The 14246-nt window shown below is 40.3% G+C and carries 14 protein-coding genes; 7 read left to right on the top strand and 7 right to left on the bottom strand.

The window, feature by feature from the left end:
• Positions 1-25 precede the first annotated feature (25 nt).
• Positions 26-451, bottom strand: a complete 426-nt coding sequence (locus tag ACTHN6_RS17165; protein WP_440437008.1) for a hypothetical protein — start codon at positions 449-451, stop codon at positions 26-28.
• Positions 452-1031: 580 nt separating this feature from the next.
• Between ACTHN6_RS17165 and ACTHN6_RS17160 the strand changes: the two genes are divergently transcribed.
• The 6 genes from ACTHN6_RS17160 to proC all read left to right on the top strand — a co-directional run bounded on the left by ACTHN6_RS17160 (position 1032) and on the right by proC (position 8174).
• Positions 1032-1820 (top strand): PhzF family phenazine biosynthesis protein, encoded by a 789-nt coding sequence (locus ACTHN6_RS17160; RefSeq protein WP_440437007.1) that lies wholly within the window; start codon positions 1032-1034, stop codon positions 1818-1820.
• A gap of 4 nt (positions 1821-1824) precedes the next feature.
• The gene (rnhA, locus tag ACTHN6_RS17155; RefSeq protein WP_440437006.1) at positions 1825-2304 is read left to right on the top strand and encodes a ribonuclease HI; all 480 of its coding nucleotides are present in this window, start codon (positions 1825-1827) and stop codon (positions 2302-2304) included.
• An 87-nt stretch (positions 2305-2391) separates the two neighbouring features.
• Positions 2392-3702 carry an aspartate kinase gene (locus ACTHN6_RS17150; RefSeq protein ID WP_440437005.1) on the top strand — a complete coding sequence of 437 codons (1311 nt, stop codon included), beginning with the start codon at positions 2392-2394 and terminating at the stop codon, positions 3700-3702.
• Positions 3703-3838: 136 nt separating this feature from the next.
• Positions 3839-4858 carry a glutamine synthetase beta-grasp domain-containing protein gene (locus ACTHN6_RS17145; protein ID WP_440437004.1) on the top strand — a complete coding sequence of 340 codons (1020 nt, stop codon included), beginning with the start codon at positions 3839-3841 and terminating at the stop codon, positions 4856-4858.
• A gap of 149 nt (positions 4859-5007) precedes the next feature.
• Positions 5008-7200 (top strand): glutamine synthetase III family protein, encoded by a 2193-nt coding sequence (locus ACTHN6_RS17140; RefSeq protein ID WP_440437003.1) that lies wholly within the window; start codon positions 5008-5010, stop codon positions 7198-7200.
• A gap of 173 nt (positions 7201-7373) precedes the next feature.
• On the top strand, positions 7374-8174 hold the full coding sequence (gene proC / locus ACTHN6_RS17135) for a pyrroline-5-carboxylate reductase (protein WP_440437002.1): 801 nt from the start codon (positions 7374-7376) through the stop codon (positions 8172-8174).
• On the opposite strand, the gene ACTHN6_RS17130 is transcribed toward proC, so the two are convergent.
• Positions 8175-9104 carry an NAD-dependent epimerase/dehydratase family protein gene (locus ACTHN6_RS17130; protein ID WP_440437001.1) on the bottom strand — a complete coding sequence of 310 codons (930 nt, stop codon included), beginning with the start codon at positions 9102-9104 and terminating at the stop codon, positions 8175-8177.
• Between the two features lie 103 nt (positions 9105-9207).
• A complete protein-coding gene (locus tag ACTHN6_RS17125; protein WP_440437000.1) occupies positions 9208-10371 on the bottom strand; it encodes a cystathionine gamma-synthase in 1164 nt (387 codons plus the stop codon).
• Positions 10372-10732: 361 nt separating this feature from the next.
• Between ACTHN6_RS17125 and ACTHN6_RS17120 the strand changes: the two genes are divergently transcribed.
• Positions 10733-11197, top strand: coding sequence for a hypothetical protein (locus ACTHN6_RS17120; protein WP_440436999.1), 465 nt, complete (start codon positions 10733-10735; stop codon positions 11195-11197).
• A 73-nt stretch (positions 11198-11270) separates the two neighbouring features.
• Here ACTHN6_RS17120 and ACTHN6_RS17115 read toward each other — a convergent pair whose 3' ends face one another.
• The 4 genes from ACTHN6_RS17115 to ACTHN6_RS17100 are packed head-to-tail and all read right to left on the bottom strand — an operon-like array spanning position 11271 to position 14226.
• Complete coding sequence (locus ACTHN6_RS17115; RefSeq protein WP_440436998.1) at positions 11271-11861, bottom strand: ACP phosphodiesterase; 591 nt, start codon at positions 11859-11861, stop codon at positions 11271-11273.
• 1 nt (position 11862) lies between these two features.
• Positions 11863-13296 (bottom strand): alpha/beta hydrolase family protein, encoded by a 1434-nt coding sequence (locus ACTHN6_RS17110; RefSeq protein ID WP_440436997.1) that lies wholly within the window; start codon positions 13294-13296, stop codon positions 11863-11865.
• A 2-nt stretch (positions 13297-13298) separates the two neighbouring features.
• Positions 13299-13958: an SdpI family protein gene (locus ACTHN6_RS17105; RefSeq protein ID WP_440436996.1), complete on the bottom strand. Its 660-nt coding sequence runs from the start codon at positions 13956-13958 to the stop codon at positions 13299-13301.
• Positions 13959-13962: 4 nt separating this feature from the next.
• On the bottom strand, positions 13963-14226 hold the full coding sequence (locus tag ACTHN6_RS17100) for an autorepressor SdpR family transcription factor (RefSeq protein ID WP_440436995.1): 264 nt from the start codon (positions 14224-14226) through the stop codon (positions 13963-13965).
• Between the last annotated feature and the right edge of the window lie 20 nt (positions 14227-14246).

The following is a 14246-nucleotide window of genomic DNA, read 5'->3' as shown; positions in this document are numbered from 1 at the left end:
TTAACCTTTAATAACTCAGAAGTCCTCAGCTTATCAACTTATCATGGCTAAAAAGATAGGGTATAAAAAAGGCTGCAAGACATCCAATTATTACCTGTGTACCCACCACCATAAATTTAAAATCCCCCGGAGCACTGCCCATTATTGATTGCCGGGCCATAATTCCTAAAAAGAAAATAATTACCGTAACCAGTACTACGGCCATTCTGTAAAAGGCAATTCCTTTCTTAAGGTTGTGTACAAAAAGGTAAAACATCCAGCCGCAGACTATTAACTGGCAGATGGAACCAAAAACAATCACGGTCACATCCAGGCCATTAAATTCGTAGAATTGTGTAATGCTTCTGTAAGCAAGTACAAATAAAGTATTGGCAACACATGCAGTAAGTCCCGCAAACAAACCGCTCAGGATACCGCGGGAAAAATCGGTTTGGGAATACTCGTAATTCATATAGCAAGTTTTAGATTAACAGTACAAGGTAGTAAACTTAAGAGGCAATTTCAAAAGGTTTTTTGCAGGTTAAAAAACGGCTTGATTATCAAAAAATAGTAAGGGTGATAGATGATTTTTTAGCAGAAAACTGTTCGTTTTACAGTAAGTCACTTTGGATTATGAATTCGAAAAACTCTCAGGAGTGAAAAGCTGTTACTGGTATCCAGCAAAAAAGGAGGGTGACCGCATCCCGCTGGCCACCCTGATTTAACCCTGCTGCAAATCTTAAATATTGTGAGTTAATTACTGCGTGTTTTGTAATAGACCTCGCACTTTTTGCAAGGTTTAATCAATTAAAAAAAAATTTTTACCGGCCTGTTTCCTTAAACCCTATTTTGTTTTCTCTTATTTAGAATGCAATTTTGCCAAAGAGCAGGAAAACCTGTAATGATTTTGCGGGTAAAACATTTTTACTGTTTGCAAAGCTGCTTTCCTTTTTTGCTTTATGTTTAACTTAACATTCATGAAACGCCCATGCAAAATTTTGACACTTTTGAGCGTGTTTATTGGGCGTTCCGCCAGGCCTATAAAATAACGGATGAAACTACCTATATATATTGCTGATGCTTTTACCCGCAAGCTGTTTGGCGGCAACCCTGCCGCCGTTTGCCCGTTGCAGGAATGGTTGCCTGAAACCGTAATGCAAAATCTTGCTGCTGAAAATAATCTTTCAGAAACGGCATTCATTGTCCAGGAAGATGATCATTTTCGTATTCGCTGGTTTACGCCCTCAACAGAAGTAAAACTGTGCGGCCACGCTACACTGGCAAGCGCTCATATATTTTATACTGAACTTGGTTATTCCAAACCGGAAATACATTTTAAAAGTTTAAGTGGATTATTGAAAGTAGCGCACAAAGCTGAAAATGTCTATACGCTTGATTTCCCTGCTAATCCTCCCGAATTAATTACTGAAATTCCGGAAGGCCTGTTTGAAGGCCTTAAAATTGAAAATGCACCGGTTTTTAAAACTTCATTTGATTATATGGTTTTAATGCCGGATCAGCGCAGCATAGAAAACCTGCAACCCGATTTTGCTAGCCTTGCCAAAGTAAAAGCCAGGGGCGTTGTTACAACAGCCAGAGGCCATGATGTGGATTTTGTATCGAGGTGTTTTTACCCGCAAAGTGGTATTAATGAAGATCCCGTTACCGGTTCTGCACATACTATTATGGTTCCTTATTGGGCAAAAGAATTGGGCAAAACAACATTATCCGCCGCCCAGCTTTCAAAGCGAAAAGGTTTTCTTGAATGTGAATTGAAAGAAAACCGTGTGTTAATGAGCGGGCAGGCCATCACCTATCTTAAAGGAGAATACACCATTTGATTTTATGCCCGAAAAACAATTGATTATTTATACCGATGGCGCCGCCCGGGGCAATCCGGGGCGGGGTGGCTACGGCGCTATTCTAATGTGGGGTAATAAACAAAAAGAGTTGTCTGCCGGCTACAGGCTTACCACTAATAACCGCATGGAATTGATGGCTGTTATTGTTGCCTTAAAGGCCTTAACGAAGGAAGGACTGGATATTCTTATTTATACCGACAGCCAGTATGTTTTAAATTCTGTTGAGAAAAAATGGCTCGATGGATGGATCAGGACTGATTTTAAAGGCGGTAAAAAAAATAAAGATCTCTGGATGCAATATTATCACCTCGCCAAAAAGCATTCAATAAAATTCGTTTGGGTAAAAGGTCATGCTGATAATATACATAATAATCGTTGCGATGAATTAGCTACTGCCGCCGCCGATGGCAGCAATCTACTCATTGACGAAGGTTATGAACAACTGCAAAACAAACTTCTGTAACAGTTTACCCATTAATTTTGCGCACTTTTAAAACCAGTTTATAAAAAATGAACCTTACTATCAGGTTCAGGAGATGTTATGAAAATTATGAAATTCGGCGGTACCAGCGTAGGTACGCCACAGCGTATGAACCAGGTGCTCCAGCTTATTACGGCTGATGATAAACCTAAAATAGTTGTACTGAGCGCTTTAAGCGGAACAACAAATGCCCTGGTAAATATCAGTAACGCTATTGCGGAAGGCTATCGTGGCGAAGCAGCCAAAAAAATTGAAGAGCTGGAAGCGCATTACCGAAAGTTTGTGGATACGCTGGTTTCTACGGAAGAAGGAAAGAAAAAAGCGAACGCTATTGTTTCCGAGCATTTCGAGTTTTTAAATATCATTCTTAAAATATCATTCAGCGAAGCCTTAAACAAGGATATTCTTGCACAGGGCGAATTGCTCAGTACCAAATTATTCAGCGTTTATCTTGAAGAGATAAAGGAAGATCACATATTGCTGCCTGCGCTTGAATTTATGAGTATAGATGCGCAGGGTGAGCCACAAATTGGCAGCATTAAGGTAAAGCTTAGCCAGTTGCTGCAGCATTACCCCAAAACAAAGCTATTCGTAACTCAAGGCTACATCTGCCGCAATTCAAGAGGTGAAGTTGATAATTTGAAACGTGGCGGCAGCGATTATACGGCATCTCTTATTGCCGCGGCTTTGAATGCAGAAGTTTGCGAAATATGGACTGACATCAGCGGCTTGCATAATAATGATCCGCGTATTGTGGACAAAACCGTTGCAGTGGAATACCTGAGTTTTGACGAAGCAGCCGAACTGGCTTATTTCGGGGCGAAAATCCTGCACCCGGCTTGTATATGGCCCGCACGTTCTTACAATATACCGGTTAAATTATTGAATACGATGGAGCCGCAAGCTGCGGGAACAACCATTAACCAGGATGCCATGAGCGTAGGCGTTAAAGCTGTTGCGGCTAAAGACGGTATAATTGCTATTAAAATCAAGAGCAGCCGCATGCTGCTGGCTTATGGTTTTTTAAGAAGGATTTTCGAAGTATTCGAAAAATACAAGACATCTATTGATATGATCACCACTTCAGAAGTGGCGGTTTCTGTTACCATTGACGATCCCACTAACCTTCAGCATATTATAAAAGAGCTCGAGCCGTTGGGAACAGTTGAAACTGATACAGATCAGACCATTATATCAATTGTTGGAAACGAAATTGCCCAGTCTGAAGATATATTAAAAAAATTATTTAATTCGCTTGATGCAATACCGGTAAGAATGGTAAGTTATGGGGGAAGCCATCATAATATTTCATTACTTATTGCGTCAGACTACAAGAAACAAGCTCTGCAATCAATAAATGCAGGCGTTTTTGGGCTATAATATTCAAAAACTAACGATTGCTGTCTACATATGATTAAAAATTAAATGTTTTATTTTTTAATTGATTTTTCATAAAATTTAAAGAAATAAATATTTTTTTATTTTATTTCTTTTCTTTTGCAAAAATTTACTATTTATGGCAGCAACAAAACTCGAGTACATCTGGCTTGATGGTTACAAGCCCACCCAAAGCCTGCGCAGCAAAACAAAAATTGAAAAGGATTTCAGCGGTAAACTTGAAGATTTACCAATATGGAGCTTTGATGGTTCTTCTACAGAACAGGCTCCGGGTGGTTCTTCTGACTGTTTATTGAAACCGGTCTTTTTTGTGAAAGACCCGCAGCGAAAAGACGCCTATCTTGTTATGTGCGAGGTACTTAACGCAGATGGCACTCCTCACGAATCTAACGGACGCGCTACCATAGAAGATGATGACAATGATTTCTGGTTTGGTTTTGAACAGGAATACTTCCTGTGGAACCCCGAAACCAGCAAACCACTTGGCTTCCCTGCAAGCGGCTATCCCCGCCCGCAGGGCCCATATTATTGCTCTGTTGGAGCAGCCAATGCATACGGTCGTGAAATTGTTGAAGAACACCTCGATGCGTGCCTGGAAGCAGGTTTAAATGTGGAAGGCATCAACTCAGAAGTTGCTGCCGGGCAGTGGGAGTTCCAGATTTTTGCAAAAGGCGCTAAAGAAGCCGGTGATCAAATTTGGATTGGCCGCTACCTGTTGGAAAGAATCGGTGAAAAATACGGCGTTGCTGTTAACTGGCATTGTAAACCGCTTGGCGCATTAGACTGGAATGGCTCAGGCATGCATGCTAATTTCTCTAACAGTACATTGAGGAATGCCGGCAGCAAAGAAATATTCGACAAAATTTGTGAAGGTTTCCGCGGTGTGGTTAAAGAGCATATTGAAGTATATGGCGCCGATAACCATTTACGTTTAACCGGTAAACACGAAACAGCCAGCATCCACGATTTTAGCTACGGCGTTTCTGATCGCGGCGCATCTATCCGCATTCCTGTAATGGTGCCTGCAAAAGGATGGAAAGGTTATTTGGAAGATCGTCGTCCAAACTCTGCCGCCGATCCATATAAAGTAGCAGCGCGTATCATTAAAACGGTTAAAGCTGCAGAAGCTGGTTTATAAGAAACTCCGTTAATTCACAATACTTAAAACCCGGCTTAGACCGGGTTTTTTAATTTCAGAAAATAGAAACTAAATATAATATGTGTAAGAAAGCCCCCTTCTTACAGAAAATTTCAGTTTTTTTGTTTAAAACTTAAAAAAATATCAATATGTCTTTACGATTCGAAGCTGTTAATAAGCTCAGCGGGGATGCAGAGCATGTTTCAGTGCATAGCTCCGGTAAAATAAGCGCCATATTTGGCGAAAACGTTTTTACGCTTAAAACGGCCCGCGAATTCTTAAGCAATGAAGCTTATAAAAGCCTTTCTTCCAGCATAAAAGATTCAAAAAGAATAGACCGTTCTGTTGCCAATCAGATTGCAACAGGCATGCGCGCCTGGGCCGAAAGCAAAGGCGTAACACATTTTACGCACTGGTTTCAACCTTTAAGCGGCACAACCGCCGAAAAACATGATTCCTTTTTCACATTGAAAAGTGATGGAATGCCTATTGAGGAATTCGACAGCGCCGCGCTTATTCAGCAGGAACCCGATGCATCCTCGTTTCCAAGCGGGGGTTTAAGGGCAACTTTTGAAGCCCGCGGTTATACGGCCTGGGATCCTTCATCCCCGGCTTTTGTAATGGAGATTGGCCATGGCAAAACGCTTTGTATTCCTACCATATTTGTTTCCTATACGGGTGAATCGCTTGACTACAAGGCGCCTTTGCTTAAAGCACTTGAAGCCTTAAATAAATCCGCCGTTGATGTTTGCAATTTCTTCGATAAAAATATTTCCCACGTTACGGCTACGCTTGGCTGGGAACAGGAATATTTTGTAATTGATGAAGGCCTCGCCAATGCCCGCCCGGATATTATTTTAACCGGCAGAACAGTTTTCGGCGCTTCACCCGCAAAAGGCCAGCAACTGGAAGATCATTATTTTGGTTCTATACCGGAAAGAGTTTACGCCTTTATGCGTGACTATGAAATGGAAGCTTATAAACTAGGCATTCCATTACGCGCAAGACATAACGAGGTGGCGCCTTCACAATACGAATGCGCCCCGATATTTGAAGATGTGAACCTTGCTGTTGACCATAATACGCTTTTAATGGATGTTTTGGACCGCGTGGCACGCAGGCATAACCTGCGTGTATTATTGCACGAAAAACCTTTTGCAGGCATAAATGGCAGCGGCAAGCATAATAACTGGAGCATGGCAACCGATACCGGCGTTAATTTATTAGCACCAGGCAAAACGCCAAAAACCAACCTTATGTTCCTTACATTTTTTGTGAATACCATTAAAGCGGTGCATGATTATGCCGATATTTTACGTGCAGCCATTGCTTCGGCATCTAACGATCACAGGCTTGGTGCCAACGAGGCGCCGCCTGCCATTCTTTCGGTGTTTATTGGTGAATATCTTACCAATGTTTTGAATGATATTGAAACAAGGGTGGGCGAAAAATTTGATGAGCAGGATGAAGCCATTTTAAAATTAGACCTGCACCGCAGCATTCCTGAACTGATGCTGGACAATACCGACCGTAACCGTACATCGCCCTTTGCATTTACCGGAAATAAATTTGAGTTTCGTGCTGTAGGTTCTTCTGCCAACTGTGCAAACGCAATGATTGCCCTAAACACAATTATGGCTGAAACATTGAAACAGTTTAAGAAAGACGTGGATGCGCTGATGGATAAAGGCGATAAAAAAGAAATCGCTATTATGCATATCATTCAAAAATATATTGCAGAAAGCAAAAGCATTTTGTTTGAAGGTGATAATTACAGCCAGGAATGGCATCATGAAGCAGAACGCCGCGGTTTATCAAATACCCCCACAACACCATTGGCACTTGATGCAATGGTGAGCGATAAAGCAAAAGAATTATTCGAAAGCAATAAAGTTTACACGCATTCTGAAATTGAAGCCCGCCATGAAATCGAACTGGAAAAGTATATAAAGAAGGTACAGATTGAAGCAAGGGTTATGGGCGATCTGGCTCTAAACCATATCATCCCTTCCGTTGTGGAATACCAGAATGTATTAATTGAAAATATTCGTGGTTTGAAAGAGGCCGGTTTACCTGAATCTGCTTATGCCAGCCAGTTGGAAATATTAAAGCGCATATCCGGTCATTTGCAGGAAGTATATACAAAAGTGAAAGACCTGATTGAGCATAGAAAGATAGCGAACAACATGACAGATACACGTACAAAAGCTATTGCTTATTGCAGCGATGTGAAGGAGAAGTTTTTTGATGGCATCCGTTATCATGCTGACAAACTTGAAACATTGGTAAACGACGATAACTGGACGTTACCGAAGTATAGGGAATTGTTATTTTTGAGATAGCATTTAATTAAAGCCGCTCAAAAAAATGAAGCGGCTTTAATTTTAGTACAGGGGCTGAACAGCATTACCATCGCTGAAGTGGTTCAACTTCTGCAATGGGGCAAGATAATTGGGATGTTATAACGATTTTTGCTGATGCCCAAATTATATAAGTACTTACATAATTATAGTGTATGAAAGACAAGATTGCAATTATAGGCGGAGGCAACCTTGGCTCCGCCGTTGCCGAAGGGCTGATAAGCAGCAGGTTTGCAAAACCGCAGCATATTATTCTTACAAAAAGGAATATTGATACATTGCGTTCACTGGAAGAACGCGGTGTAATGGTAAGCAGCAACAATAAAGATGCGGCGCGTTACGCTAAATGGATCATCCTTGCAGTAAAGCCTTTCCAGGTAAAAGATATACTTGAACAGTTGAAGGATGACCTTGACCCGCTTAAGCACCAGATTGTAAGTGTAATGACAGGTGTATGGATTAAAGATATACAGGAAATATTAGGCACGGAGTTTACGGTTTTTCGCGCCATGCCCAATACAGCCATTGCCATCAGGCAGAGCATAACCTGTATATGCAGTCATGGTGCAAATGAAGAACAATCGCAATTTATGGGAGAATTATTCAGCCAGTTGGGCAAGGTTGTTTTTATTGAAGAAAAATTAATGGATGCCGCCACCGTGCTTGGCGCCTGTGGCACGGCCTATGCAATGCGGTACATACGCGCTAATATACAAGGCGGTATTGAAATCGGCTTTGACGCTAAAACCGCATCATTGATTGCCGCACAAACGGTGAAGGGCGCAGCCGAATTATTACTCACGCAACACACGCATCCCGAACAGGAAATTGACAAGGTTACAACGCCCAAAGGCTGTACCATTGCGGGTTTGAATGAAATGGAGCACCAGGGTTTCAGTTCATCTTTAATTAAAGGTGTGGTTACAAGCTATAAAAAGATTGTGAACGATATGTAACTATTGATTTCTCATCCACTCAAGCGTTTCTTTTATTCCTTTCCTGTAAGGCGTAGGTATATAATTAAACGTCTTCTCAAATTTGGATGAATCAAAAACATAGTCATATTCATTCTGGTACAGCATCTCTTTCAGTTCACGCATCAACGAATTAAATAAAGCTGTAATTGAAATAACAAATTTGGGTATAGTTTGTATTTTAGGTAACATGCCTGTTTCTTCTGCAATCATATTTATAAAATCTATTGATGATAATGCAGGTGAGGCTGTTGGTAAATGCCAGGTTTCTCCAAAAGCTTCTTCATGCTGCGATAAAATATATAAAGCTTCCGCTGCATCTTTCGTGTAAGTATAAGAATGCAGCGGTTTTGCCGAAGCCATTACCTGCGGCGTTTTATTATGGAGTAATTTATCAAATGCCAAAACGCCTATAACACTTTTTGCACCTGCTCCCGGACCATAAAAATCTGCGGCCCGTGCAATGAGCGCTTTAATGTTGCCCGCCTTCATTTCATTTAAAAGCATGGTTGCAATGGCCGCCCGAACCTGGCCTTTTTTACTTACAGGCTTAAATGGCGTTTCTTCCGTCATAGGCCCGCTTACTTTTCCATACATATAAACATTATCAAAAAATATAAGCTTTGCATTGGTTGCTTTACAGGCATTAATAACATACTGCATAATCTTTGGCCATTGTTCACGCCACACTTCAATTTTATATTCAAGGCCAATTAACAGATAAACGATGCCGGAACCTTCAACTGCTTTTAAAACCTGTTCATAATTTGTAGCGTCAGCAGCTACGGTTTCAACGCCATCAACAGGTTTTGGATTTCTCGATACCAACCTTACGTTTTCATTATGTTGTAACAGTATTGGTAGTAATTCACTGGCAATGCTGCCGTTTGCCCCAAGTATAGTGTGTAACATATTCCTGTTATTTTTTTAAAAATACAAATGCCTTGTCAGATTAATACTAACAAGGCATTATTTAACAGCGCTGCGAAGCCGCTGATTTCTTATAATAAGTTTATTAACCGATAGCCTGTTTCAAATCTTCTATCAAATCATCTGCATCTTCAATACCAATGCTTAAACGGATAAGTGAATCTTTCAAGCCATTCTTTATTCTTTCTTCCCTTGGTATGGAAGCATGCGTCATTGTTGCCGGATGATTGATTAAACTTTCAACCCCTCCAAGGCTTTCTGCCAACGCAATAATTTTGGTGGAAGTAACAACACGTTTTAATTCTTCAGCGCTTTCATCTTTCAGCTCAAAACTTATCATACCGCCAAAACCACGCATTTGTTTTTTTGCAATTGCATGGTTTGGATGATCTTCAAAACCAGGCCAGTAAACCTTTGCCACTTTTGGATGGTTACGCAAATACCTGGCAATTTTTTCCCCGTTCTCGCAATGCCGCTGCATGCGCACATGCAAAGTTTTTATACCGCGTAAAACAAGAAAGCAATCCTGTGGGCCGGGCACGGCACCGCTGCTTTTCTGAATAAAATACAGGTCATCGCGCAATTGTTTATCATTCATAACCAAACATCCCTGCACAACATCACTGTGGCCACCGAGGTATTTTGTTGATGAATGCATTACGATATCTGCACCAAGATCCAGCGGATTTTGCAAATAAGGAGAAGCGAAAGTATTATCAACACAAACCAATATTTTACGCTGCTTTGCCAGTTGGGTAACGGCAGCAATGTCAACAATATTCATCAACGGGTTGGTGGGCGTTTCTATCCAGATGAGTTTTGTATTGGTTGTTATAGCATCGCTGACGTTTTTAATATCCTGCTGATTAATATACAAAAATTTAATCCCGAATTTTTCAAACAGCTTCGAGAAAAGACGGTAAGTGCCGCCATACATATCGTTAGAAGCAATTACTTCATCACCCGGATTTAATAATCGTATTACAGCATCTGTTGCCGAAACGCCGCTGCTGAAAGCCAACCCATATTTACCATTTTCGATTTGTGCACAAGCATTTTCCAATGCCGTTCTCGTGGGGTTGCCGGCACGTGAATAGTCATAACCTTTATGTGTGTCCGGTGCAGACTGAACATAAGTGGATGTTTGATAAACGGGCGTCATAATAGCGCCGGTGGAAGGATCGGGTTCAACACCTGCGTGTATAAATTTTGTACCCAGCCCTTTATATGATTTTGCTTCATTACTCATAAAATCTTTTTATTGAATTGTTTATAATCGATCTTTTGCTTTAAAACTGTTCTCTACTATTTGCAAAGATTACAAAAACCGGTTCATATTGAGCTTGCCTTTAACCGTTCATCATTGCTTTAACACTACTTAACAAAAACGCATTGCTGCAGGCCTATATGATTCTCTTTACTTCAGTGGTTAAAAATCCGGCTTTAGTTGCTTGTTTTTTTATTTGGAGAATGTAACATGAATGACTGAATGATCTTTAACTGTCTTTAACAAACCAGTGGTGTATAATGCTTTGCCAGCGCTCATTACTGCACCTACATTCGGTTTATCAAAATCAAAATAAAGTTTCAAAAAAATAAAACTAAATACTATGAAAAAGATCTTGGTTTCCTGTGCAAGCGTATTATTATTAGCACTGTCAGTGGCAGCAGCACCGGATTCGAAAATTGTTGAACAATTTAAAAAAACATTTCCCAATGCAGTGAATGTAAAATGGAATGAGGCAGAAGGCGGCTACTTTGTTAGCTTTTATGAGAATGGTGATTTCGAAAAAATATTATACAATAAAAAAGGAGCTTTTGTGCGTTCGTGGAAATATTCCGATGGTAAAGATTTGCCAACCAACATTGTAATGGCATTGAATAAAAAAGTAAATGCAGGCACTATAAAAGGTGTTACAGAAATCACCAGCGGCAACAACACTTCTTATGAAATAAAAGTGGGAAAAAACGATAAATTATATTGCTTAAATATTGCTGCAAACGGAACAGTAATTAAAGCTGAAGAGTTTATTGATGCCAATGTAAATGAAGCGGCAAATACAGCCGGGAACTGATGAATACTAATGAATAATAAAATGGTTGCACATAATAGTGCAATCATTTTGCTTTATAGTATGAACATAATAGTTACCCCGATAATTTTTCCAGTTCTTTATATGCAAACTCTTTAACAGCGGGGAAAAACTCACTATAACATTGCTGCAATTGTTTATAATTTGTTTCAAAAGCTGTAAAGACCTCAGCGCTGTTATCAAGATATTTTGCACGGCGCGCCAGCCCACCAAAGCTCTGCTTTATTCCATATAAAGTTTGATAGTTATATAACCAGTTATCGCTTTTCATATAAGGAAAAATACGGGCAAATTTTTCCGGCAGGATATGAATGTTTTCTTCAAGAATTGTATAAACAAACTGCGAAAACTGCAAGAGGTCCTCGTTTTTAAACTCTCCGCTATCTTTTGCAAGAAAATGATCGTACACAATATCAACAAAAGCACCCGCATATAAACCAACTGCAGGTTTAAAGAATTGCTTTGCTGCTTTTGTTACCGGGTGGTCATCTGTGAATGTGTCAATATGCCGGTGCAGCATTATCCCTTTCTGAACTGCTTCATTAAACTCAAACCGCTTCTTCCCTTTCACAAAATCACTTATCATATTGCCCACCAATATTTCAGGTTGATGGAATGAAAGCCAGGCATGGGCGAGATAATTCATTCTACTTTACATTTTGATTAAGCCATGTTGTAATTGTTTGTAACGCCACAGGTGCAATTGTTTCTTCCAGTTTTCCATATTCAGCAACAGTGCAGGTTTTGCAGGTTTGAAATAAATGATTAAGGCCGGGCAATTCTTTTACCTGGAATTTTTTTGTTTTGCCACGGACCAGTGCACTTTGTATGCCAGGCAAATTCTGGCTTGACACAACCTGTATGTCTTTACTGCCGTTTAATGCAAGCACCTTCACTTTTTTTAATTTGGTAAGATAAGGCTGCGGATCAAATTGTATAAAATATTTAAACCAGGGTGTAGATGCCAGTGCTATTTGTTCTTTAATATATTGCCTGTTATCATCGGGTGTTTTAAAACCAAGCTTACGAAGATCCACTGTATCAATTTTCGCCTGCCAGTTAATTAATATCGGCAAAGCATTATTTAATGCTGCGGTTGTATCAGCAGCGTTTATTATAGCAGGTATTAATTGCTTATAAAGTGATCTGAAGTTTTCTGAAAATGACGCATTCATTCCTGCAGACCGCATAATGGCTGCATTCTGCTCTGCCATTAAATCAATAATTTTTACGCCGGGCGCTGCAAGCAAAATCATAAATTTTACATCTTTTCTTGCAGATGCTACCATTGGCGCAATCATACCGCCTTCGCTGTGGCCAAGCAGGCCAATGTTTTTATCATTTACTTCAGGCCTTGATCTTAAATAATCAAGCGAAGCGTTTACATCTTTTGCAAAATCTGCTGAGGTGGATGCCGCAAAATTGCCGGTGCTGTTGCCTATACCACGGTCATCAACCCGCAGCACCACGAAACCGTCCCGCGTAAGCGCATCAGCCAATACAGCAAAAGGTTTATGGCTGAATATAGTTTCATCGCGGTCCTGCTGCCCGGAACCTGTAATTAAAATAATAGCAGGAAATTTTCTGCCGTTTTGAGGAATAGTAATGGTTCCTCCATATTGCAAACCATTTTTAGTGTAAACCACTTCTTCGCTCCTGTATGGAAATGGCGGCTTTGGTGTTTGCGGGCGGAGCACCACCGGTGGCGGCGGCACTACGCCCCTGTGAAAATCAAGCGGAACATTGGCCACCTGTGTAAAAGTGCCGGAAAGCGTCGTATCATTCAGCAACATACCTGTGTAACTCACCTTATATTTACTGATAATGAAAGTAAGCAGCTCATTTCCAGAAGCGTCTTTGGCTATTAAAACGGTATCGCATTTAATGCCAATAGCCTTTTGATCCGGACTGTCAAATGTGGCCGTATAAGTTCCATCGGGCTGCAGGTTTACATGTAGTATAAGCCTGATGTCTCCTGCCACTTTAAGCGTGGCGCTCCACATGCCTGAAAAGTTTGCCTGGGCCCTTAGCCTGTTAATTGCAAAAAAACTTATAGCGATTATTAAAAGCTTTAGTTTCATATCTATAATTTGTTTGTTTGATCTTTATAAATACTGTAAGAATAAATTATGGGAATAATAACTACCGCAGCTGTAATGACCGCACTTGCATATAATGCAGGATCGCCGGTGAATACAAAAGCAATAAGGGCTATACATAAGCCACCAAAGAACCAAAGCTTTCCGGCAAACCTGTGGGTGCGGCGCCAGTTATCTTCACTTTCCAGCGTCCATGGCAGGCGAATGCCGGCAAAATAATTAGGTTTTATATTATACATATTGCTTCCAATTAATGCAAATAATAAACCCATTGCAATAAAAACAAATTTCATTATTAATGCAGGATCATTGTGCAAGCTTGCATAAATAATCATCATGGCAATGGCTGAAAGATAAGCACACACGTACAAACCCATTCTTTGCATGCGGTCTTTGTTCAGCGATGCGGTTTTCTTCGGATCAATCCTGTAAATATTACTCACAATTAAATACACGCCGGCATTAATAATAATGAATGCAATAATAATACGCTGAAAGCTTTCACGGCTATTGTAACCATCTGCATTGCCATGTAAATCAAAATGCGTTGGAACGGTAGCCGGAATTTGGTCCCATACCGTAGCAAGGTAAACAGCCGGCGCAAGCAATACCAGCCAGATAAGATTAAGTAACAGTGTTTTCATATTATTATTTCTTTTTAGGTTTAAACTGCAAAAGCCATTTTACAATTTCATCCATTACGGTTGTGTTTAATGAATAATAAATAAACTGGCCTTCTTTTTTAGTGGTTACCAGTTTCGCCTGCTTCAGCAAATCAAGATGATGCGAAATGCTGGGAAATGAAATATTGAAATTCTCTGCTATTTCGCCCGCCGTGAGATCGGTTTTCTGCAGCAGTTCCAGTATCTGCCGGCGGGTGGCATCATTCAAGGCCTTGAATACAATATTCATTTAAACGTTTGTATATTTAG

The organism is Parafilimonas sp. (assembly GCF_051953455.1).
Classification (GTDB): domain Bacteria; phylum Bacteroidota; class Bacteroidia; order Chitinophagales; family Chitinophagaceae; genus Parafilimonas.
Note: the sequence above shows the minus strand (reverse complement) of the source record. Positions and strands in the feature narration are given on the sequence as shown.